Source organism: Streptomyces sp. NBC_00271, from assembly GCF_036178845.1.
GTDB lineage: Bacteria > Actinomycetota > Actinomycetes > Streptomycetales > Streptomycetaceae > Streptomyces.
In genome coordinates, this window is record NZ_CP108070.1 from 5,468,747 (window position 1) to 5,489,311 (window position 20,565).

19 protein-coding genes are annotated in these 20,565 nt (G+C 72.2%); 9 read left to right on the forward strand and 10 right to left on the reverse strand.

Annotated features, from left to right (window positions below):
- Window positions 1-51 precede the first annotated feature (51 nt).
- From OG798_RS24985 to OG798_RS24995, 3 genes are read left to right on the forward strand one after another with little or no spacing between them, the layout of a single operon-like run.
- Window positions 52-1,200, forward strand: coding sequence for a lipid-transfer protein (locus OG798_RS24985; protein ID WP_121415803.1), 1,149 nt, complete (start codon window positions 52-54; stop codon window positions 1,198-1,200).
- A 9-nt stretch (window positions 1,201-1,209) separates the two neighbouring features.
- On the forward strand, window positions 1,210-1,641 hold the full coding sequence (locus OG798_RS24990; RefSeq protein ID WP_328757707.1) for a Zn-ribbon domain-containing OB-fold protein: 432 nt from the start codon (window positions 1,210-1,212) through the stop codon (window positions 1,639-1,641).
- Window positions 1,617-2,420 carry an enoyl-CoA hydratase/isomerase family protein gene (locus OG798_RS24995; RefSeq protein ID WP_328757708.1) on the forward strand — a complete coding sequence of 268 codons (804 nt, stop codon included), beginning with the start codon at window positions 1,617-1,619 and terminating at the stop codon, window positions 2,418-2,420. The genes OG798_RS24990 and OG798_RS24995 overlap by 25 nt, the downstream gene beginning before the upstream one ends.
- Before the next feature lie 141 nt (window positions 2,421-2,561).
- Here OG798_RS24995 and OG798_RS25000 read toward each other — a convergent pair whose 3' ends face one another.
- Entirely contained in the window at window positions 2,562-4,886 is a 2,325-nt protein-coding gene (locus OG798_RS25000; RefSeq protein ID WP_095854059.1) for a serine/threonine-protein kinase, read from the reverse strand.
- Between the two features lie 160 nt (window positions 4,887-5,046).
- Window positions 5,047-5,799 carry a VOC family protein gene (locus tag OG798_RS25005; RefSeq protein WP_097225566.1) on the reverse strand — a complete coding sequence of 251 codons (753 nt, stop codon included), beginning with the start codon at window positions 5,797-5,799 and terminating at the stop codon, window positions 5,047-5,049.
- A gap of 166 nt (window positions 5,800-5,965) precedes the next feature.
- Here OG798_RS25005 and OG798_RS25010 point away from each other — a divergent pair, with 166 nt between their 5' ends.
- Window positions 5,966-6,601: a TetR family transcriptional regulator gene (locus OG798_RS25010; RefSeq protein WP_054234406.1), complete on the forward strand. Its 636-nt coding sequence runs from the start codon at window positions 5,966-5,968 to the stop codon at window positions 6,599-6,601.
- Between the two features lie 84 nt (window positions 6,602-6,685).
- Here the strand turns inward: OG798_RS25010 and OG798_RS25015 are convergent, their stop codons facing one another.
- Both OG798_RS25015 and OG798_RS25020 read right to left on the reverse strand, forming a co-directional pair.
- A complete protein-coding gene (locus OG798_RS25015) occupies window positions 6,686-7,180 on the reverse strand; it encodes a nitroreductase family deazaflavin-dependent oxidoreductase (RefSeq protein WP_097225565.1) in 495 nt (164 codons plus the stop codon).
- Window positions 7,180-8,370: an acyl-CoA dehydrogenase family protein gene (locus OG798_RS25020; protein ID WP_121415799.1), complete on the reverse strand. Its 1,191-nt coding sequence runs from the start codon at window positions 8,368-8,370 to the stop codon at window positions 7,180-7,182. Before OG798_RS25020 ends, OG798_RS25015 begins: the two co-directional genes overlap by 1 nt.
- A 114-nt stretch (window positions 8,371-8,484) precedes the next feature.
- On the opposite strand from OG798_RS25020, the gene OG798_RS25025 reads away from it, so the two are divergent.
- Both OG798_RS25025 and OG798_RS25030 read left to right on the forward strand, forming a co-directional pair.
- Window positions 8,485-9,654 carry a thiolase C-terminal domain-containing protein gene (locus OG798_RS25025; protein ID WP_328757709.1) on the forward strand — a complete coding sequence of 390 codons (1,170 nt, stop codon included), beginning with the start codon at window positions 8,485-8,487 and terminating at the stop codon, window positions 9,652-9,654.
- 127 nt (window positions 9,655-9,781) lie between these two features.
- Window positions 9,782-10,453 carry a pyridoxine/pyridoxamine 5'-phosphate oxidase gene (locus tag OG798_RS25030; protein ID WP_328757710.1) on the forward strand — a complete coding sequence of 224 codons (672 nt, stop codon included), beginning with the start codon at window positions 9,782-9,784 and terminating at the stop codon, window positions 10,451-10,453.
- On the opposite strand, the gene OG798_RS25035 is transcribed toward OG798_RS25030, so the two are convergent.
- Window positions 10,390-11,367 (reverse strand): LysR family transcriptional regulator, encoded by a 978-nt coding sequence (locus OG798_RS25035; RefSeq protein ID WP_328757711.1) that lies wholly within the window; start codon window positions 11,365-11,367, stop codon window positions 10,390-10,392. The two genes, OG798_RS25030 and OG798_RS25035, sit on opposite strands and share 64 nt — an antisense overlap.
- 206 nt (window positions 11,368-11,573) lie before the next feature.
- On the opposite strand from OG798_RS25035, the gene OG798_RS25040 reads away from it, so the two are divergent.
- Window positions 11,574-12,479 (forward strand): SDR family oxidoreductase, encoded by a 906-nt coding sequence (locus OG798_RS25040; RefSeq protein WP_121415795.1) that lies wholly within the window; start codon window positions 11,574-11,576, stop codon window positions 12,477-12,479.
- Here OG798_RS25040 and OG798_RS25045 read toward each other — a convergent pair.
- The 4 genes from OG798_RS25045 to OG798_RS25060 are packed head-to-tail and all read right to left on the reverse strand — an operon-like array spanning window position 12,461 to window position 15,045.
- Window positions 12,461-13,348, reverse strand: a complete 888-nt coding sequence (locus OG798_RS25045) for a GNAT family N-acetyltransferase (RefSeq protein WP_328757712.1) — start codon at window positions 13,346-13,348, stop codon at window positions 12,461-12,463. The genes OG798_RS25040 and OG798_RS25045 overlap by 19 nt on opposite strands.
- Window positions 13,349-13,406: 58 nt before the next feature.
- Window positions 13,407-14,018: a GNAT family N-acetyltransferase gene (locus OG798_RS25050; RefSeq protein ID WP_267062161.1), complete on the reverse strand. Its 612-nt coding sequence runs from the start codon at window positions 14,016-14,018 to the stop codon at window positions 13,407-13,409.
- A gap of 30 nt (window positions 14,019-14,048) precedes the next feature.
- Complete coding sequence (locus OG798_RS25055; RefSeq protein WP_121415793.1) at window positions 14,049-14,534, reverse strand: Zn-ribbon domain-containing OB-fold protein; 486 nt, start codon at window positions 14,532-14,534, stop codon at window positions 14,049-14,051.
- A 58-nt stretch (window positions 14,535-14,592) separates the two neighbouring features.
- A complete protein-coding gene (locus OG798_RS25060; protein ID WP_095854049.1) occupies window positions 14,593-15,045 on the reverse strand; it encodes a DoxX family protein in 453 nt (150 codons plus the stop codon).
- 230 nt (window positions 15,046-15,275) lie between these two features.
- Here OG798_RS25060 and OG798_RS25065 point away from each other — a divergent pair, with 230 nt between their 5' ends.
- Complete coding sequence (locus tag OG798_RS25065; RefSeq protein ID WP_267062162.1) at window positions 15,276-16,556, forward strand: flavin-containing monooxygenase; 1,281 nt, start codon at window positions 15,276-15,278, stop codon at window positions 16,554-16,556.
- Window positions 16,557-16,563: 7 nt separating this feature from the next.
- On the opposite strand, the gene OG798_RS25070 is transcribed toward OG798_RS25065, so the two are convergent.
- A complete protein-coding gene (locus OG798_RS25070; RefSeq protein ID WP_267062163.1) occupies window positions 16,564-17,907 on the reverse strand; it encodes a hypothetical protein in 1,344 nt (447 codons plus the stop codon).
- Between the two features lie 369 nt (window positions 17,908-18,276).
- Here OG798_RS25070 and OG798_RS25075 point away from each other — a divergent pair, with 369 nt between their 5' ends.
- Window positions 18,277-20,502: an acetate--CoA ligase family protein gene (locus OG798_RS25075; RefSeq protein ID WP_267062164.1), complete on the forward strand. Its 2,226-nt coding sequence runs from the start codon at window positions 18,277-18,279 to the stop codon at window positions 20,500-20,502.
- The last annotated feature ends 63 nt before the right edge of the window (window positions 20,503-20,565 follow it).

Sequence of the window (20,565 nt, forward strand, 5' to 3'; positions counted from 1 at the left end):
CTGTAGCCTGACGGCCTGTCAGCAGTCGGGCCCTTCCGTGGAGGTGCACCCATGCCGGGGATCAAGGACGCCACCGCCGTCGTCGGCATCGGTCAGACCCCCTTCGCCAAGCAACTCCCCGAGTCCGAGAAGACCTTGGCCTGCCGCGCGATCCTCGCCGCCCTCGACGACGCCGGAATCGCGCCCTCCGAAGTCGACGGGCTCGCCTCGTACACCATGGAGGAGACCGACGAGGTGGAGGTCGCGAAGGCCGTCGGCCTGGGCGATCTCACCTTCTTCAGCAAGGTGGGCTACGGCGGCGGCGGCTCCTGCGCCACCGTCGCGCATCTCGCCGCCGCCGTCGCCACCGGCCAGGCGACGGTGGGCGTGGCGTGGCGGTCGCGCAAGCGGGGCAGCGGGCCCCGGCCGTGGAAGAACACCACCGTCCAACTCCCCACCCCCGCCCAGTGGACCCGCCCCTTCGGGCTGCTCAGACCGGCCGACGAGATAGGCATGCTGGCCCGCCGCTACATGCACGAGTATGGCGCCACCCGTGACCACCTCTTCAACGTCGCCCTCGCCTGCCGCAACCGCGCCAACCAGAACCCCGCCGCGATGATGTACGAGCGCCCGCTGACCCGCGAGATGTACATGACCTCCCGCTGGATCAGCGAACCCCTGTGCCTCTTCGACAACTGCCTGGAGACGGACGGCGCGTTGGCCTGTGTGATCGTGTCCGCCGAGCGCGCCCGGGACTGCCGGCAGCGCCCCGTGTACGTCCACTCCGCCGCCCAGGGTCTGCCCGCCCAGCACCACGGCATGGTCAACTACTGGAACGACGACCCGCTCACAGGGCCCGCCTGGACCGCCGCCCGACACCTGTGGAAACACGCCGACTTCACCCCGGACGACGTCGACGTGGCCCAGGTCTACGACGCCTTCACCCCCCTCGTCCCGCTCTCCCTGGAGGGCTACGGCTTCTGCGGACGCGGCGAGGGCGCGGCCTACACGGAGGGCGGCGCCCTGGAGATCGGGGGCCGGCTGCCCCTCAACACCGGCGGGGGCGGACTCAGCGAGGCGTACGTCCACGGCTTCAACCTCATCAACGAGGGCGTGAAGCAGTTGCGGGGCACGAGCACCGCCCAGGTCCCCGGCGCCGCCACCTGCCTGGTCACGGCGGGGGAGGGCGTCCCCACCTCCGCGATCCTGCTGAGGAACTGAGGAGCCGAGATGACCGAGCCCCTTCTCACCCCCGTCCTCGACGACGACGGCGCGCCCTTCTGGGGGTACGCCGCCCAGGGCGAGCTACGGATCCAGGCGTGCGCCGACTGCGGCGAGCTGCGCTTCCCGCCCCGTCCCTGCTGTCCCCACTGCCGGTCCTTCGGCAGCGAGTGGCGGCGGATGAGCGGACTGGGCCGCGTCTGGTCGTACGTCGTCCCGCACCCGCCGCTGCTCCCGGCGTACGCGGCCGTGGCCCCGTACAACGCGATCGTCGTCGAAATCGCCGAGGCCCCGCACATCCGCCTGGTCGGCAACCTGGTCACGGCGCCGGGCGCCCGGCTCGACTCCTTCCCCCCGGACCGGATCCGGATCGGAGCGCGGGTACGGGTGGTGTTCGGCGGGGAGGGGCTGCCGCAGTGGGTTCTGGACGGCCGGTCGTGAACGGCGGCGCGCTGCGGATCGCGGCCGACAAGGACACGGGCGTCGCGGTCCTGACCCTGGACCGCCCGGAGAAACTGAACGCCATCGACGAGGCCCTTGCGTCCGAACTCTCCGCCACCTGGCGGGCGTTCCGCTTCGACGACTCGGTACGGGCCGTCGTCCTCACGGGCGCGGGCGAACGGGCCTTCTCCACCGGCCTCGACCGCACCACCGAAACCCCCCAGCCCACCTCCCCCTACATGGTGGACGACCCGCTCCTGCGTATCGGCCCCAAGGCCAACGACCTGTGGAAACCGGTCGTGGCGGCCGTGCGGGGGATGGCGTGCGGAGGGGCCTTCTACCTCCTCGGGGAGGCGGAGTTCGTCGTCGCCGACGAGACCGCCACCTTCTTCGACCCGCACACGACGTACGGCATGGTCAGCGCGTACGAGTCGGTGTACGCGGCGCACCGGATGCCGTACGGGGAGGCGGCGCGGATGGCACTCATGGGGAACGCCGAACGGATGTCCGCGCAGCGGGCGTACGACATCGGATGGGTGTCCGAACTCACCCCACCCGGGGGTGCGTTGGAGGCCGCCGTCCGCTGCGCCACGGTGATCGCCTCCTACCCCTCCGAGGGGGTGCAGGGCACCGTACGCGCCCTGTGGACGGCCCACGAGGCCGCCCGCGCCCACGCCTTCACCCAGGCGCCGCACCTCATCTCCCTGGGCAACCTGCCCCCGGCCCGACAGACGGAGTTGTTCTCCGCGCGACAACCGAACGGGTTCCGGGTGCGGTGATTCGTCTGCGGGGCGGGTGGGGGCTGGGAGGCCGATGGGGCGCCGGGGCGCAGCCCCGTGCCCCAGGGGCGCGGGGAACTGCGCGCCAAGCCCCCACCGGCCCGCAGCCGAATCACCGCACCCCGGGGGGCCCTGTCACCCCTACGTCGTGCGGGCCGTCCCCGTCCCCTTCTCCGCGTCCAACGCGTACACGCATCGGTCCTTGCTGCACGCGTACACCACCCCGTCCTTGACCACCGGCGCACCGGTGATCTCCCCGCCCGTCGCCAGCTTCCACCGGAGCCGCCCGTCGTCGGCCTTCAGGGTGTAGAGGAGATGGTCCGTGGAGCCGAAGTGGATGCGGCCCTCGGCGACCGCGGGCGCGCCCACGAGGTCGCCCCCGGCCTGGAAGCGCCACTTCGGAGTGCCGGTGACCGCGTCGAGGGTGTACAACCCCTTGCCGCTGCCGACGTGGACGTGGCCGGCCGCGACCAGGACGGGATCGATCGAGGAGCGGGCCTCGGTCGCGATGCGCCAGCGGTCGCGCCCGTCCGTCGCGTCAAGGGCGTACACCGTGCCGAGGTAGTCGGCGAGGTAGACGCCGCCTCCCGTGACCGCGGGGCCCGGCACGAAGGTCGGCGGGGACAGGAAGACCGCGGGGGCCTCGAAGTGCCAGCGCACGTGCCCGCCGGCGACGTCGACGGCGAGGACGCGGGTGCCCGCGGAGATGTAGACGTAGCCGTCGGGAGCGGACGTGATCCGTACGGGTACGCCCCCGCACGACGCCGCGTCGCCGATCGGGTACGACCACCGCTCCTCACCCGTACGGGCCTCCAGGGCACGCAGCCGGGCGTCCTTCCAGACGTACACCGTGCCGTCGTGGACGGCGGGCCCGGCCTCCGGGGACTCGAAGTCGGTCTGGGCGCCGGTGATCTCCCAGAGTTTCTGGCCGTTGGAGGCCTCCCAGGCCTGGACGCCGCCCCCGCGCGTACCGGTGATGACGGTCCCGCGGTCGGCCTTCAGGGAGTACACCCAGGCGTCCGTGGACAGACGCCACAGGTCCGCGCCCTCCCGCGCGTTCAGGGCGAAGAGGGTGGGGCCGTCGGAGGCGTGGATGCGGCCGTCCGCGACCGCCATGGACCAGGCCACGTCCCGCGTCTTGAAGCGGCGGCGGCCGGTCGCGACGTCCAGGGCGTGGACTTCGAAGGAGGTGACGTAGACGAGGTCGCCCGCGACGGAGGGCGTACCCCAGACGTCGTTCGACATGCGGAAGCGCCAGGGCCGCCAGCCGGACGGGGAGTCCGGGGCGGGCGGCGGAGCGACCGCCGGCGCGGGGTCGGCGCCGTTGACGCCGACGCGCGGGCGGGACCAGGAGGCGGCGAGTCCCGCCTCCGGAGGAGGTGCCTTCACGGCGGCGGCACGGGCGTCGGCGACGCGCGGCCCGGGGCCGATGGGCACCTGGCCGCCCGCGAGCCGCACGGGGCCTGTGTCGGGCGCTCCGACGGGCACGGGAGCGTGCGAGGGCGGCGGGGGCAGGGCGGGGCGTCCGCCACCGCTGCGACCGCCGGAGGACGGGGGCTTCACCGCCGGACGGCCCCCACGGCGTGACTCGATCAGTCCCACCGCCCGCTCGGGCAGCCACGCCGACGCCGTACCGCTGTCGTCGGAGCCGGAGCCGAAGAGGTGGGGTGCCAACTGGGCTTGGAGGTCGGCGGGGTTGGGGCGGCCGGTCGCCTCCATCTGCATACAGGACTCGATGAGAGGGCGCAGCTCGTCCGGGAGGCCCTCCAGGTCGGGGCCCTCCCGCAGCAGCATGAAGACCGTCTCGACGGGGTTGGCGCCGTGGAAGGGCGCGTGCCCGGTGGCGGCGAACACCAGCATCGAGCCGAGCGAGAAGACATCGCTCGCGCCCGTCACGCTGCGCGAGTCCTTCGCCTGTTCGGGGGACATGTAGGCCGGGGTGCCGACGGCGACGTTCGTCATCGTCAAACGGGTGTTCGAGACACCGGAGGCGATACCGAAGTCGATGACCCGCGGCCCGTCCTCCACCACCAGCACGTTCGAGGGCTTCAGGTCACGGTGGACGAGCCCGGCGCCGTGGATCGACTGCAGCGCCTCCGCGACGCCCGCCGCCAGCCAGCGCACCGCCTGGGCCGGCATCGGCCCGCACTCGTTCACTATTTCTTCGAGGGAGGGCGCCGGAACGTACGCGGTGGCCAGCCACGGCACGGCCGCGCGCGGGTCGGCGTCGACCACGGCCGCCGTGTAGAAGCCGGAGACCGCTCGCGCGGCCTCCACCTCACGAGTGAAGCGGACCCGGAACAGCTGGTCCTCGGCGAGCTCGGTCCTGACCGTCTTGATCGCCACGCGTCGGCCCGAAGCCGAGCGCGCGAGATAGACCAGCCCCATGCCGCCGGCACCCAGCCGTCCCAGCACCTCGAACGGCCCGATCCGCCGCGGATCGTGCTGTGTCAGCTGATCCACCACTTGCCTGCCACCTCCCCGTACGAGCCACGTCATCCACGTATGAACGCAGCCCCGTGCAGCGTCTCACCACCGCACCGCCATGGCGGCACGCACCCCGATTCTTCCTGTCCGAGCCACAGGTTGCGAACCCGGGGGCGGAACGGGGTGTCTCGGGACATAATCACCGGCCCCGTACCTCGAGTACGGCGAACGACGCCCCTTGATTGTCCGTGACGACGGCCGCCCTTCCGTACGAGGTGTCGAAAGGGGACGCCTGAACACGTCCGCCGAGCCGGTTCACCGTACCGAGAACCGCGTCGACGTCCTCCACTCCGAAGTGGACGAGGAAGTGCGGCGGCATCTCGGCGGGGAAGACACCGGAGACCGGGGCGCGACCGAAGTCGGGCGAGGCGTCGGGGCCGAACAGGGCTTCGTGGAACAAAGTGCCGTAGAAACGGTCGACGGTTTCCGGGTCCCGCGCGTACAGCTCGGCCCAGCAGAAGGAACCCGGCTCGTGCCGCTTGCCGAAACCGGGGTGGGTGCCCGCCTGCCACAGGCCGAAGACCCCGCCCTCGGGGTCGGTCGCGAGGGCGGTCGTACCGTAGGGGCCCAGCTGGGTGGGCGCTGTGATCACCCGCCCGCCCGCCGCCTGGATCCGGGCCGCGAGCGCGGCGGCGTCCGGGGTCGCGAAGGACACCGTCCAGACGGTCGGCATCCGGCCGTCCCGCTTGGGTGTGAGGGCGGCGACGGGCTCCCCGTGATGGCGCGCCCACACGCCCTCCTGGTGCGGCTCGAACCCCTCCCCGAAGGTCCAGCCGAACAACTCACCGTAGAAACGCCTGCCCGCCTCCACATCGGGAAGCTGCGCGTCGACCCAACAGGGGACGCCCTCCGGGTAGGCGTGCGTTGCGTCGGACGCCCGGGATACGGCCATGCGGCCAAGTTAACGGCCTTTCATCCACTCCGCGCGACGGACCGGACACCCCCAGACACCTCCCAGGGCCCCCACTCGCCGCCCGCACTCCCCCACGCACCCCATTTGCAGTCGGCCGAATCGCGCTCCGATCACCCCTCGGTAAGCTGACGGCATGACAGGACAAGTGCGTACCGTCGACGGCCGCGTGGCCGGACGGCGAGGGCAGGCGACCAGGCAGAAACTGCTCGACTGCCTCAGTGAAATGCTCAGCTCGTCGCCGTACCGGGACGTCAAAGTCATCGATGTCGCCCGGAAGGCGGGCACGTCGCCGGCGACTTTCTACCAGTACTTTCCGGACGTCGAAGGCGCCGTCCTGGAGATCGCCGAGCAAATGGCCGCGGAGGGCGCCGGGTTGACCCAGCTCCTCGAAGGGCGCTCCTGGGTCGGCAAGGCCGGCTGGGCGACCGCGCAGGAACTCGTGGACGGTTTCCTGGAGTTCTGGCGGAAGAACGAGGCGATTCTGCGCGTCGTCGACCTGGGCGCCGCCGAGGGCGACAAACGCTTCTACAAGATCCGCATGAAGATCCTGAACTCGGTGAACAACTCCCTCGCGGACTCCGTCTCCGAGCTCCAGTCCAAGGGCAAGGTCGACAAGGACGTGAACCCCGCGGCGATCGCAGGTTCCCTCGTCGCGATGCTCGCCGCGGTGGCCTCGCACCAGAAGGGCTTCCAGACCTGGGGCGTCAAGCAGGCCGAACTGAAGCCGAACCTGGCGCTGTTGGTGCACCTCGGGGTGACCGGGAAGAAGCCGACCAAGTAGCGCGACCGTATCTCTTGGGGCCCCCTTCGGCCCAAATCCTGTCATCCAGGCGGCAGTCCACCTCGTGGACTGCCGCCTGCTGCGCTATGCGCCGCGGCGCACGATGCGAAACAGCCGGATCTCCCGGTCGATCCGCGCCTGGTACGTGGCGTACGGCGGCCAGAACGCCAGCACCGCCTTCCACGCCGCGTCCCGCTCCTCCCCCTCCAGCAGACGGGCCCTCACGGGGATGTCCTCGCCCTGCCAGCTGATGACGGCGTCCGGATGGGCGAGAAGGTTGGCGGTCCAGGCCGGATGATCGGTGCGCCCGAAGTTGGACCCGACGAGAATCCAGCCGCCCTCTCCCTCCGGCATACAGGCCAGTGGCGTACGCCGCTCCAGCCCGCTGCGGGCGCCCCGCACGGTCAGCACGATCCCCGGCAGCAGCTGCGCGCTGAGCAGCACCTTGCCGCGCGTCAGCCGGTGCACCGCGCGGTCGAGGGCAGGGACGAGGTGCGGGGCGACCCGGGCGAAGGCCCGCGTCGAGGACACCTTCTGCACACCCCGTACGACGGCTCGCGACCGGATCCCCGGCGCCATCAGACCGCCACCTCCGCCCCGTCGAAGAGCCGCGCCGCGTCGGCGGCGTACGCCCGCAGCCGGTGCACGGGCCCGAAGAGCAGTTCGTCGCCGGCCGCGCGCTTGAAGTACAGCTGGGCCTCGTGCTCCCAGGTGAAGCCGATGCCGCCGTGCAGCTGGATCGCCTCGGCGGCGGCCGTGCGCAGCGCTTCCAGGCCCTGGGCGAGCGCGAGCCCCCCGACCCGCTCGCCCCCGGCCCCCGCGGCCCAGGCGGCGTAGTACGCGGCGGACCTGGCCGCCTGCACCCGCACGTACACGTCCGCGAGCCGGTGCTTCACCGCCTGGAAGGACCCGATCGCCCGACCGAACTGCTCCCGCTGCCGCACGTAGGCGACGGTCCGCTCCAGTGCCCGGTCCGCGGCCCCCACGGCTTCGACGGCGAGCACGGCGGCGGCGGTGTCCCCGACGGAGGCGAGCGCGCCGAGCACGTCGGCGTCCTCCTCACCGAGCAACTCGGCCCGCACCTGGCGCAGTTGCACCCGCCCCTGCGCCCGCGTCTCGTCCAAGGACGTCTGCCGCATCCGTACGAGCCCCTGGGCGCCCTCCGTCACGAGGAAGATCCGCGTCCGGGCCCGGGCGAACCCCCCGGTGTGCGCGGCGACCAGCAGGAGCCCGGCGCTGTGCCCGTCGAGGACGCGTTCCACCTCTCCGTAGAGGCGCCAGCCGCCCTCCTCGTCCGGCCGGGCCTGTACGCCCCCGGCCCGGCCGCCGCCCGCCCAGTCCCCGCCGTTGTCGCCGACCAGGCCGAGCGCGGTGGGGAGCCCGGTGCCCGGTATCGCTAGGGCGGCGGTCAGCTCGCCGACCGCGATCCTGGGCAGCAGCCCGGCGCGCTGGGCGTCGGTGCCGAGGGCGAGGATCAGCGGAGCCGCGAGGGCGGCCGTGGCGAGCAGCGGCGAGGGCGCGAGGACCCGCCCCGACTCCTCGCAGGCGAGGGCGAGGTCGGCGAACGAGCAGCCGACCCCGCCGTACGCCGTGGGCAGGGCGAGCCCCGGCAGCCCGAGCTGCTGCGCGAGGGTCTCCCAGAGCCCGGCGTCGTATCCGACCCCGGTGCGCACGGCCGACCGCACCTCCTCCGGACCGCAGCGCTTGAGCAGGAGCTCCCGCAGGGTGCGGCGGATCTCGTCCTGTTCGGCGGTGAAACGGGCGTCCATGGCCAGGCCCCTTCTCCCGATCTGACGGTCCGTCACATTAGCGCCGTGCGCTACGGATGCCCAGAGCCACGACGGCCTCCCGCATGCCGCCACATCTGATGTACCGTCAGATTCATGACTCCGGGGAAGCGCAAGGCCGCCGTCGTGGGTGTCTCCCTCTCGGACTGCGGTCGCGTGGACGACGCGACGCCCTACGCCCTGCACGCCCAGGCCGCCAGGCGCGCGCTGGCGGACGCGGGGATGGACCGCTCGCTGGTCGACGGGTTCGCGTCGGCGGGCCTCGGCACCCTGCCGCCGGTCGAGGTGGCCGAGTACCTGGGCCTGCGCCCCACCTGGGTCGACTCCACCGCCGTCGGCGGCTCCACCTGGGAGGTCATGGCGGCGCACGCGGCGGACGCGATCGCGGCGGGCCACGCCGAGGCCGTCCTCCTCGTCTACGGCTCGACCGCCCGCGCCGACATCAAGGCGGGCCGCCGCACCGGCAATCTCTCCTTCGGCGCCCGGGGCCCCCTCCAGTTCGAGGTCCCCTACGGCCACACGCTCATCGCCAAGTACGCGATGGCCGCGCGCCGCCACATGCACGCGTACGGCACCACACTCGAACAGCTCGCCTCGGTGGCCGTCCAGGCGCGGGCGAACGCCGCGCTGAACCCGGAGGCGATGTTCCGCACCCCGATCACCACCGACGACGTCCTGTCCGGCCCGATGATCGCCGACCCCTTCACCAAGCTGCACTGCTGTCTGCGCTCCGACGGCGGCGCGGCGGTGCTGCTGGCGGCCGAGGAGTACGTACGGGACTGCCGTACGGCCCCGGTGTGGATCCTCGGCACCGGCGAGCACGTCTCGCACACGACGATGTCCGAGTGGCCGGACTTCACCGTCTCCCCCGCGGCGGTGAGCGGACGTCTCGCCTTCGAACGGGCGGGGGTGCGGCCCGACGAGATCGACGTGGCCGAGCTCTACGACGCCTTCACCTACATGACCCTCGTGACCCTGGAGGACCTGGGCTTCTGCGCGAAGGGCGAGGGCGGTCAGTTCGTGGAGAAGGGGCGCCTGACGGTGGGCGGGGAGCTGCCGGTGAACACGGACGGGGGCGGGCTTTCGGCCCAGCATCCAGGAATGCGGGGCCTGTTCCTCCTGGTGGAGGCCGTACGGCAGCTGCGCGGGGAGGCCGGGGAGCGGCAGGTGAGGAAGGCGGGCGGACGGCTCCCGGAGCTGGCGGTGGCCTCCGGGACGGGCGGGTGGTTCTGCTCGTCGGGGACGGTGGTGCTGGGACGGGGGTGAGCCGACCGCCTCAACGGACGGTACGGAGGAAGGCCGTCCAGTTCACACCCTCCCCCTCTTGCAAGAGGGGGATTCCACGGGGTGCTCATGGCGCGGCTTTGCCGGACCCCCGAGTGATACTCGGGGCATGGGAACGGATCTTCACGAGCTGCTCAGGTCACTGCGGGTGTGGGACGTAGAGCTGCCCTCCTTCGACCCGGCATCCGCACCCGCCGAACCACTCCCCCTGTTCACGGAGTGGTTCGCGGAGGCGGTCGCGGCCGGGCAGAGCGAACCGCACACGATGTCGCTGGCGACGGCGGACGAGGACGGGCTGCCCGACGTCCGGGTCGTGATGCTGCACGGCGCGGACGCGGACGGCTGGGCCTTCGCGAGCCATGTCACCAGCCGCAAGGGCCGCCAGCTGGCCGCCCGCCCGTACGCGGCTCTTGGGTTCTACTGGCCCGCCCAGGGCCGTCAGATCCGGCTGCGGGGGCCGGTCGAGGTCGCCCCGGCCGAGGAGGGGCAGGCGGATCTGCACGCCCGCTCCACGGGGGCGCTGGCCGCCGCGCTCGTGGGCGGGCAGAGTGAAGTGCTCGGTTCCGTGGAGGAGTTGGGGCGGGCCTCGGACGACGCCTGGGACCGCGCTCAGCGCGAGCCCGACGCCCCGGCCCCGACGTGGACCCTCTACCGCCTCCGGCCGGAAGAGGTGGAGTTCTTCCAGGGTGACGCGAGGCGTCGGCACGTACGCCTCGTCTACCGTCGTACGGAACCTTCGTCGGAGGGCGGAGGCTGGCGCAAGGAGCTGCTCTGGCCCTGAGACGCGGGACCGCTCAGGTGGGCCTGGGCGCACTTGCGGAAGGCCGTCACGAGTCGGCTGCGGTCGTCGGTACGGGTCGCGAGCACGACGTGGCTCGGTTCGACGCCGTGCAGGGGGACCGTGGTGAGGTCGGGGCGGATTCTGTCGACGCGCGGGTCGGCCGGGACGATGGCCACGGCCTGCCCGGAGGCGATGAATTCGAACTTGTCCTCCAGGGCCTCGATGAGCGGACCGTCGGGCGCCCGGCTGCCGTCGGGGCGCGGGTCGACGCGCCAGAACGCGTTCCAAGACGAATCGGACACCCGGGGCAGGGGTTCGTCGGCGATGTCGTCGAGGGTGACGGACTCCTTGCCGGCCAGGCGGTGGTCGACGGGGACGAGGAGCACGCGGGGCTCGTCGTAGAGGATCGTGACGTGCAGCTGGTCGGTCCGCATCGGGAGGCGGGTCACCGCCACGTCCACCCGGTGCTCGACCAGGGCCGCGTGGGCGTCGTTCCAGACGAGGTGCTGGGCGACCACCTCGGCGTCCGGGTGCAGCCGGCGCATCTCGCGCACCGCCGGGGTGACGATGATGCCGGAGGTGTAGCCGATGGTGACACGGCCGGGCCGGGCGGCGGCCCGGGTGCGCGCCGCGGCCTGAGTGGCCGAGCGCAGCAGCGCCTTGGCCTGGGGCAGGAAGACCTCGCCGGCGTCGGTGAGCCGGCTGCCCTGCGGGGTACGGTCCAGCAGCCGGGCGCCGAGCTGCTGTTCGAGGCGGCGGATCTGCCGGCTCAGGGACGGCTGGGCGATGCACAGGGCGGTGGCGGCCCGGCCGAAGTGCCGGTGCTCGGCGACGACCGTGAAGTACCGCACGAGGCGCAGATCGAGGTCGACCGGAGGCGAAGGCTGCTGCTGCGGCGACGAGTCGGACGTCATGCCTTCATGGTATTCCCCGCGACCACCGGCTGACCGCAAGCCTTAGCCCTTGACCTGCTGTGATGCCTGAAACGCATGTGTTGTTGCGAAACAGGCCTTGGACGCGAAACCCCACGTGGCCGCACGGTGGATCCGGAACCACCGGAGGAGAACCGACAGGCGGAGAACCGCCGGGCCGGACCTCATCACCCCTTTTGGAGTGCACCATGCGTGTGTTCGTCACCGGAGCCACCGGATTCGTCGGCAGCGCCGTCGTACGCGAACTGCTGGATGCGGGACACCGGGTTCTCGGCCTCGCCCGCTCGGACCGGGCCGCCGCGTCGCTGACGGCCGCGGGGGCAGAGGTGCACCGCGGTGCCCTCGACGACCTCGACGGTCTGCGGGCGGGCGCGGACGCGGCGGACGGCGTGATCCACACGGCGTTCCAGCACGGATCCTCGGACTTCGCTGCCGCCGCCCGGGCGGAGATCCGTGCCATCCGGACGCTCGGTGAGACGCTCGTGGGCTCCGACAGGCCCTTCGTCGTGACCTCCGGGACCGCCGGTCTCACGCTCGTGCCGGGCCGTGTCGCGACCGAGGACGACGAGCAGGATCTCTCCTCGCCCGCGGCGGCCCGGATCCCCGGGGAGGCGGCGGCGCTGTCGTTCGCCGAGCGCGGGGTGCGGGCCTCGGTGGTGCGGCTGCCGCCGTCGGTGCACGGCGAGGGGGACCACGGTTTCGTCCCGCACATCATCTCCGTCGCCCGCGCGAAGGGCGTCTCCGCCTACCCCGGCGACGGCTCCAACCGCTGGGCCGCCGGGCACCGGCTCGACGCCGCGCACCTGTACCGGCTGGCCCTGGAGGAGGCGCCCGGCGGCACGCGGCTGCACGCGGTCGGCGACGAGGGCGTACCGGTCCGCGACATCGCCGAGGCCGTCGGCCGGTACCTGAAGCTGCCGGTGGCCGCCGTCCCTCGCGAGGAGGCGGCCGACCACTTCGGCTGGCTCGGACACTTCTTCGCGATGGACGTCCCGGCGTCGAGCGCCCTCACGCGGAAGCGGCTGGGATGGCACCCCGAGCGGCCCGGCCTCGTCGAGGACCTCGAAAAGGGTCACTACTTCACGAAGTCGTAGACGGCGAAGTCGGCGACGGGGCGGTAACCGATGCGCTGGTAGAGGCCGTTGCTGGTCGGATTGGCGAGGTCGGTGAAGAGGAGTACCTCGTCCGCTCCGGTGGCCAGCGCGGCCCTGCTGACCTCGGCGGTGGCGGCCCCCGCGTAGCCGCGTCCGCGCAGGGGTGCCGGGGTGTAGACGGGGGCGACCCGGATCTGCCCGGCGATCAGGGGGGTCGCTCCGGCCATGGCCACCGGCGTACCGTCCGGCGTCTCCCAGAGCGTGACACCGCCGTACGCGAGTCGGCTCTCGGCCCAGCGGTCCGGGTCCTGCCGCTCGTTCCGCTCGAAGATCTCGGCGAACTCGGAGTACCAGCGCGCGACGAGCGCGTGGTCGCCCTCGCCGGCCACCCGGGCGCGGCCCGGCGGAACGGGCGTCGGCGGCGTGAGCGTACCGAGCCGGTACAGCCGTTCGCTTCTTCTGAGTTGGGCCCGGTCGCCGGCGTGGCGCTCCCAGGCCGCGGCGAACTCGGCGGCCGTGCCCACCGGACCGCCGACGCCCGGGAACGAGTACCCCTCGTCCGCGAGCCGCGCGGCCAGCGCGTCGACGTCTTCCGCCGGGAGGCCGGTGAGGTTGAGCTGGTACGGCGGTGTGTGGAACAGCACGGCCGACACCCCACCGACCCCGTCGACATGACCATCCGCGTCTGCGAGTCGGCCGAAGAACGGTGCCTCCTCCCCGAACACGTCCGGCCCTCGTCTGCGCAGCGCGTCGGTCACGGACAGCGCCACGGTGTGCGCCGCGGGCCGCGAGCGCATGAAGTCCCCCGCGCTCGTGAGGAATTCGTCCAGATCGTGGGTGAACACCCAGTCACGCGCGTCACGAGTCATGGCGGCCATGATCCCGCTCATCCCCTGCCCGGCACTCCGATTTTCCGGGCGCCCGGCGCTAGGGCCTGTCCGGCAGCGTCGGCTCCGGGTCCGTCGCTATCCGTGCGTGCAGGTGGACGTCCCGGAACGCGTCGTGCCGACCCGCCTCGAACATCGCCTCCCGCAGGGTCCCCTCGTACGGGAACCCGCACCGCTCGGCGATCCGGCAGGACACGTCGTGGCCGAGGGCGTGGCCCAGTTCGACGCGGTGCAGACGGACGGCGCCGAAGGCGTAGCGGGCGGCCAGGGCGAGGGCACGGGTGGCGACCTGCCGGCCGCGGGCCTCCGGAAGGACCCAGTAGCCGACGATGCCGACGCGTATGACGTGGTTGATGTCGTTGACGCCTATGTGACCGAGGGTCGTACCGGTGGCCGCGTCCGTGATGCAGAAGGCGACAGCGGTGCCGTCGGCGACGGCCTCGGCGCGCGAGCGGAGCGAGTCACGGGCGCTGTCCAGGTCCCGGACGATCTTGACCGGGGTGTTCCAGCGCTGGAACTCCGGGTCGGACAGCCCGCGCAGCCAGGTCGCGACATCGGCCTCGGACTCCGGGTCCCAGGGGCGCAGCCGCAGACCGTGGCCGTCGAGCACGGGGAAGGGGTGGGCGAGGGACTTCTCGTGAACGTCGGGCATCCGGCCATTATTCACGGGGCCCGGAGGGGTTCAGGAAGTGGTTTTCGACACGGAGGAGGGGGATGGGACGGCGGAGGAAGGAGGCGGGACAGCGCCGGACCGCGGCCGGAACACGGGCACCCCCGCCCTGAACGTGACCTCCAGCCCCATCCCGATCCGCAGCGCGTCGCCCTCGCACTCCACCACCTCGGTCATCATCCGCGGCCCCTCCGCGAGGTCGACGACCGCGGCGACGTACGGCACCCGCTCGCCGAACGGCGGGAGGTCGTTGCGGTGCACGACGGACCAGGTGTAGAGCGTGGCGTGTCCGCTCGCGGGCAGCCAGCGCACGTCCTCGCTCCAGCAGTGCGGGCAGAACTCCCGGGGGTAGTGGTGGGCCCGGTCGCAGCCCGCGCAGTGGCGGATCAGCAGCCGGCCCTCCGCCGCCGCGTCCCAGTACGGCCGGGTGAAGGCATCGACTTCGGGCAGATCGAATCGCGCCCCGCCCGACGCACGCGCCCTGTCCGCCGCACGCACTTCGCCTGACGGACGCTCCCCGCTCACGAGCACACCCCGACCCTGATCGACCCGCGCCTCACGAGAACAGCCCGATCGCGCTGTCCAGTGACCACGTCTGCCATCCCATCCCGAAGAAGGCGACGACCGAGATCAGCGCCATCATCGCGTTCTGCCCCTGCTCGGCCCAGTCGTGGATCATGAGGGTGAAGTACAGGACGTTGAGGAGCAGTCCGCCGACCAGCGCGATCGGCGTCAGGAACCCGGCCACCAGTCCCAGCCCTAGGGCCAACTCCGCGTACACGACGACGTACGCCATCGTCCGCGGCCGGGGCGCGACCACGGTGTCGAAGCCGGAGCGCACCGCGTTCCACCGGTGCTTGCCCGCGACGTCCGCCGCCCACGCGATCCCGGTCCCCCGCTCGAACCAGCCCTTCTTGTCCTTGTGCCGCCAACTCTCCAGCCACCACAGCCCGAGCCCGATCCGCAGCACGGCCAGCCACTCCGCTCCGCCGAGCCAGATCGTGTCCATGGCAGTCCACGCCCCCTTCGGTTTCTGACGGTACGTCAGTTCAGCGCACGGAGGACGCCCGCGCAAGAGGCGTACGCCACCCTCCCCTTCACTCGTCCCCCCTCTTCGAACACAACCGAGTGACCTACGCCACCAGCCCCACCCACTCCTCCTACAGTCGTGATCAGTTCGCAACCGATTCCGGGCTTGACCGAGACCTATCAAGTGACGACGTGATTACGCTCGCGCACATGGCCGACTCGACTGCTTCCTCGACCCCCCGCCCGGTGCCGTCCCACGAAGACCGCCCCGTGTACGTCATCGGCGGCGGCCCCGGGGGACTCGCGACGGCGTACGCGCTGCGCGCCCAGGGCGCACGGGCCGTCGTACTGGAGAAGTCCGACCAGGTCGGAGCGTCCTGGCGGCGCCACTACGACCGACTGCACCTGCACACGACCCGGCGGCTGTCCGGCCTGCCCGGCCTCCCGATGCCGCGCTCCTTCGGGCGGTGGGTCTCGCGCGACAACGTGGTGCGCTACCTGGAGAAGTACGCCGAGCACCACCAGCTGGAGATCGTCACGGGCGTCGAGGTCTCACGCGTCGAGCCCGCCCCGGGCGGCGACGGCTGGCTGTTGCACGCCACCGGCGGCCGCGAACTGACCGGCAGCGCCGTGGTCGTCGCCACCGGCCACAACCACACCCCGCGCCTGCCCGACTGGCCCGGCCGCGACACGTACACCGGCGAACTCCTGCACGCCGGCGACTACCGCAACCCCGCCCCCTACGCCGGCCGTGACGTCCTCGTCGTCGGCGTCGGCAACACGGGCGCCGAGATCGCCGTGGACCTGGTCGAGGGCGGCGCCTCCCGGGTACGGCTCGCCGTGCGCACCGCGCCGCACATCGTGCGCCGCTCCACGGCCGGCTGGGCCGCCCAGTTCACCGGGATCCTCGTACGACGGCTGCCGGTGCGCCTCGTCGACGCACTCGCCGGGCCGATGGCCAAGGCCAGCGTGCCGGACCTGGCGGCGCAGGGGCTGCCCCGCCCCGACACCGGCCTCTACTCCCGCGTCAACGAGGGCTCCATCCCCGTCCAGGACGTCGGCCTCATCAACGCCGTCCGCAAGGGACGGGTCGAGGTCGTGGCCGCGGTGGAGGGCTTCGAGGAGGACAAGGTCGTCCTCGCCGACGGGAAGCGGATCGACCCGGACGTCGTGATCGCCGCGACGGGGTACGTACGCGCCCTGGAGGGCATCGTCGGCCACCTCGACGTCCTCGACGGGCGTGGCCGTCCGGTCGTGCACGGCGCCCGCACCCCGAAGAATGCACCCGGCCTCTACTTCACCGGCTTCACCAACCCCATCAGCGGCATGTTCCGCGAACTCGCCCTCGACGCGGAGAAGATCGCGAAGGCGGTCGCGAGGACCGCGCAGAAGGCGGAGAGGGCAGCTGCCAAGGCGAAGGAAAAGGCGGCGCCGAAAGCGGGGGCGCAGACGGGGGCGCGCGACACGGGAGACACCCGCGCCGCGCACTGAGTCCTCGTCAGTTGACGGCGAGAGCAGCCGCGTTGTTCGTGGTGTCCGGGTCGAAGGCGAAGTCGCCGAACTCTGGGTGGATGCCGACCTCACCGGTCGTGCCGGGCACCGCCGCGTCGATCCGCAGCTGGAAGGCGTACGTGCGCTCGGTGTTCTCGGACACCCAGTACGGCAGAGCGCAGTCGTAGCGCGGGGCGCCCGTCCGCTTCTCGTAGTACCCGCCCGTGAGGGTGTGCGGGACGCAGTCCGCGGGGACGCCGGTGACCGTCGTCCCGGTCGGGACGATCAGCCTGACCTTGGCGGCCGGGTCGCCGGAGCCGAGGTTCGCGAACCAGGCCGGGCCGTTGTTCTTGAAGGTGAGCGGGGCGGTCACCGTCTGGCCCGCCGTACCGGTGACCGCGGCGCCGGTCACCGAGAAGTCGGCGGTGTTGTCCGTGCCGACTTGCAGAGCCGCGTAGTTGTCGCGGCTCGCGAGGTCGGTCGCACCGTCGGCCGGGTCGACACTGATGTCCAGCCGGTCGTTCAGGGCGTGCCGCGCGATCGCCAGCCGCAGCGGCGCGGGCAGCTCGAAGGAGTCGCCGGGGGCCAGCACCTGGTCGAACGTGCAGGTCGCGGCCGCCATCGGCGCGTACTCGTCACCGCCCGACCGCGTGTAGGTGCAGGCGTCGTACTTGTTCAGGAATTCCAGCCCGTACGACGCCGCCATCTTCACCGTGACGCCGTGCGCGCTCTCGTTGCCCTTGTTGGTCAGCGCGAAGGGGATCGTCTCGGTGCCACCCGGCTGCGCGTGCTCGACGTCGGCCACGGGGGCGAGGGAGAGGTCGGGGCCCGAGGCGACCGTGAAGTCGGTCTCGAAACTGTCCTCGGGCGCGGTGAGCGTGCCGTCGGGGCCGCCGGTGGCCGTCGCCCCGTAGGTGATCCTGCCCTGCGCCCCGGCCTGCGCACCGTCGGCCGCGCGGATCCCGAGGTGGATCTGCCGGCTGTAGTGGGACCCGATCACGGACACGTCCGGCACGCTGCACACCGCGGTCGTACCGCTCGGCGCGCAGTTGTCCGGCCAGGTCACCTCGCCGACCCCGGCCAGCCCGGAGGCGTCGACGGTCACCTTGCCGTCGGTCACCGTGAAGTGGCCGTTGTCGTGGTAGATCCCCACGTCGAGCGTCCGGCTCTGCGGCGCGCCGCCGTCCGTGCCGAGCGGCAGGGTCTGCTCGGAGGGTGCGTCGATCCACAACTGGTCGGACTCGGTCTCGGCCAGCGCGGGGGCGGCGGTGAGCCCCACGGTGACGAGTCCGGCCGCGAGCGTCGTACAGGCTCCGAGCCGCAGCGCGCGGCCGAGGGAGACAGGTCTCATGACATCCCCAAGAGTGCGAAGAAAAGTGAGGAAAAGGACAGAAGCGGTGGCTTGACCGGCGCGAGCCGACAGAACCAAGTCATGGACAATCAGCGGGAGTTGATGGTTGCGCGACACCCCGACGGGTTCCGACCCCTCGCGCGGCGGGTACGAACCAGGTCCCCGCCGCACAACGTCCCCACGACGCCCCGCACAACGTTGCACGCAACGTCCCGCACGACGTTCCGCACGACCGGCCGCGCGGCAACCGGGCCCGAGAACCGTCCGTCGCCCAGCCTTTTGCTTGCACGACGGTTCCTGACGCGGCGTCAGTTAAGTAATCTGACAGAGCGTCAGTTAATTGGCTGTCACACAGGAGCGGGCGGACCGATGCTTGGATCAACCCACGGCACCCTCACCACCGACTCCCGCCGGGCCCGCGTCATCGCCTGCGGCGAGCAGCCCTCACCCGTCGTGCACGGCCGCCCGGCCGACGTCGACGACCTGGACGTCAGCGGCCGTCCGCTGTACGCCGACGTACCCGATCTGGACCGCTTCTTCCGTCCCGGGTCCGTGGCCGTCGTCGGCGCCTCGGACGCCGAGGGCCGGCCGAACACCGGCATCACCCGGCAGCTGATCGCCTGGGCCGAGCGGGTCGGCGCCCGGCTGCACCCCGTGCACCCCACCCGTCAGTTCGTCTTCGGCATCCCCTGCTCCCCTTCCCTCGCCGACCTGCCCGAGCAGGTCGATCTGGCCGTGCTCCTCGTCGGCGACCCGCTCCCCGTGATCGGGGAACTGGCCGAGGCCAAGGTGAAATTCGCCGTCGCCTTCGCCTCCGGGTTCGCCGAGACCGGGGCCGAGGGCGCCGCCGCGCAGGCCCACCTCGCCGCCGCCGTCCGCCGCGCCGGCCTCCGGCTCCTCGGGCCCAACACCAACCTCAACGCCTTCGAGAAGTTCCGCGACGATCTCGACGGTCCCGCGATCGCCCTCATCACCCAGTCCGGACACCAGGGCCGACCGGTGTTCGCTATGCAGGAGCTGGGCGTACGGCTCTCCCACTGGGCGCCCACCGGCAACGAGGCCGACCTCGAGACCGCCGACTTCATCTCCTACTTCTCCGAGCAGCCGGAGATCGGCGCGATCGCCTGCTACGTCGAGGGGCTGAAGGACGGACGCTCCTTTCTGCTCGCCGCCGACCGCGCCGCCCGCCGCGGAGTGCCCGTCGTCGCCGTCAAGGTCGGCCGCACCGAGACCGGCGCCCGCACCGCCGCCTCACACACCGGCAAGCTGACCGGCGCCGACACGGTGGTGGACGCGGCGATGCGGCAGTACGGCGTGATCCGTGTCGACGGGCTCGACGAACTCCAGGACACCGCCGCTCTGCTGGCCCGCGCCCGCGCCCCGCGGGCCGAGGGTGTCGTCGTCTATTCGATCTCGGGCGGCACGGGGGCGCACTTCGCCGACCTGGCGACGGCGGCGGGGCTGCCCCTGCCGCATCTCTCCGCTCCCAAGCAGGCCGAGCTGCACCAGTGGATACCCGAGTACCTGAGCGTGACCAATCCCGTCGACAACGGCGGGCACCCGGTCGGCGACTGGCGCGGGCGGAAGATCATCGACGCGATCCTCGCCGACCCGGAGGTCGGCGTACTGATCTGTCCGATCACCGGGCCCTTTCCTCCCATGAGCGACAAGCTCGCGCAGGACCTGGTGGACGCGGCGGAACAGACGGACAAGCTGGTGTGCGTGGTGTGGGGCTCGCCGGTCGGCACCGAGGCCGCCTACCGCGAGACGCTGCTCGGCTCGTCGAAGGTCGCCACCTTCCGGACCTTCGCCAACTGCATCACGGCCGTGCGCGCCTACCTGGACCACCACCGGTTCGTCGCCTCCTACCGCTCCCCCTTCGACGAGGCTCCCCGCACCCCCTCGCCGTCCTTCCGCAAGACGCAGGCGCTGATGCGGCCGGGGCAGCAGCTGAGCGAGCACGCGGCGAAGCAGCTGCTGCGCGCCTATGGGATCCGGGTGCCGCGCGAACAGTTGGTGACCAGCGCGGCGGCGGCCGTGCGCGCGGCGAGTCTCGTCGGCTACCCGGTGGTCATGAAGGCGTCCGGCGCCCAGATCGCCCACAAGACCGAACTGGGTCTGGTGAAGATCGGACTGACCTCCGCCAGCCAGGTCAGGGACGCCTACCGCGAGCTCACCGACATCGCGCGCTACGAGGGGATCTCGCTCGACGGGGTGCTGGTGTGCCAGATGGTCGAGCGGGGTGTGGAAATGGTCGTGGGCGTCACGCACGACCAGCTCTTCGGGCCCACCGTGACCGTCGGTCTTGGTGGCGTGCTCGTCGAGGTGCTGCGGGACGCGGCCGTCCGCGTGCCGCCGTTCGGCGAGGACCAGGCGCGGGGCATGCTCGGCGAGCTGCGCGGGCGGGCTCTTCTGGAGGGCGTGCGCGGGGGGCCGCCGGTGGATGTGGACGCGCTGATCGAGGTCGTCATGCGCGTACAGCGGATGGCGCTGGAACTCGGGGACGACATCGCCGAGCTCGACATCAACCCGCTGATGGTGCTGCCCAGGGGCCAGGGAGCGGTGGCGCTGGACGCGCTGGTCGTCTGCCGCTGAGCCTCCACGCCCCAGCCCCCGCGGCAGCCCCCGCCGCACCACCCCCCGTAAGAACCGGAGCAC

Coding starts and splice junctions, on each gene's coding strand:
- OG798_RS24985 (WP_121415803.1), top strand. CDS start 52: ATGCCGGGGATCAAGGACGCCACCGCCGTCGTCGGCATCGGTCAGACC.
- OG798_RS24990 (WP_328757707.1), top strand. CDS start 1,210: ATGACCGAGCCCCTTCTCACCCCCGTCCTCGACGACGACGGCGCGCCC.
- OG798_RS25005 (WP_097225566.1), bottom strand. CDS start 5,799: ATGGCCGTATCCCGGGCGTCCGACGCAACGCACGCCTACCCGGAGGGC.
- OG798_RS25015 (WP_097225565.1), bottom strand. CDS start 7,180: ATGGCGCCGGGGATCCGGTCGCGAGCCGTCGTACGGGGTGTGCAGAAG.
- OG798_RS25020 (WP_121415799.1), bottom strand. CDS start 8,370: ATGGACGCCCGTTTCACCGCCGAACAGGACGAGATCCGCCGCACCCTG.
- OG798_RS25025 (WP_328757709.1), top strand. CDS start 8,485: ATGACTCCGGGGAAGCGCAAGGCCGCCGTCGTGGGTGTCTCCCTCTCG.
- OG798_RS25030 (WP_328757710.1), top strand. CDS start 9,782: ATGGGAACGGATCTTCACGAGCTGCTCAGGTCACTGCGGGTGTGGGAC.
- OG798_RS25035 (WP_328757711.1), bottom strand. CDS start 11,367: ATGACGTCCGACTCGTCGCCGCAGCAGCAGCCTTCGCCTCCGGTCGAC.
- OG798_RS25040 (WP_121415795.1), top strand. CDS start 11,574: ATGCGTGTGTTCGTCACCGGAGCCACCGGATTCGTCGGCAGCGCCGTC.
- OG798_RS25045 (WP_328757712.1), bottom strand. CDS start 13,348: ATGACTCGTGACGCGCGTGACTGGGTGTTCACCCACGATCTGGACGAA.
- OG798_RS25050 (WP_267062161.1), bottom strand. CDS start 14,018: ATGCCCGACGTTCACGAGAAGTCCCTCGCCCACCCCTTCCCCGTGCTC.
- OG798_RS25060 (WP_095854049.1), bottom strand. CDS start 15,045: ATGGACACGATCTGGCTCGGCGGAGCGGAGTGGCTGGCCGTGCTGCGG.
- OG798_RS25065 (WP_267062162.1), top strand. CDS start 15,276: ATGGCCGACTCGACTGCTTCCTCGACCCCCCGCCCGGTGCCGTCCCAC.
- OG798_RS25070 (WP_267062163.1), bottom strand. CDS start 17,907: ATGAGACCTGTCTCCCTCGGCCGCGCGCTGCGGCTCGGAGCCTGTACG.
- OG798_RS25075 (WP_267062164.1), top strand. CDS start 18,277: ATGCTTGGATCAACCCACGGCACCCTCACCACCGACTCCCGCCGGGCC.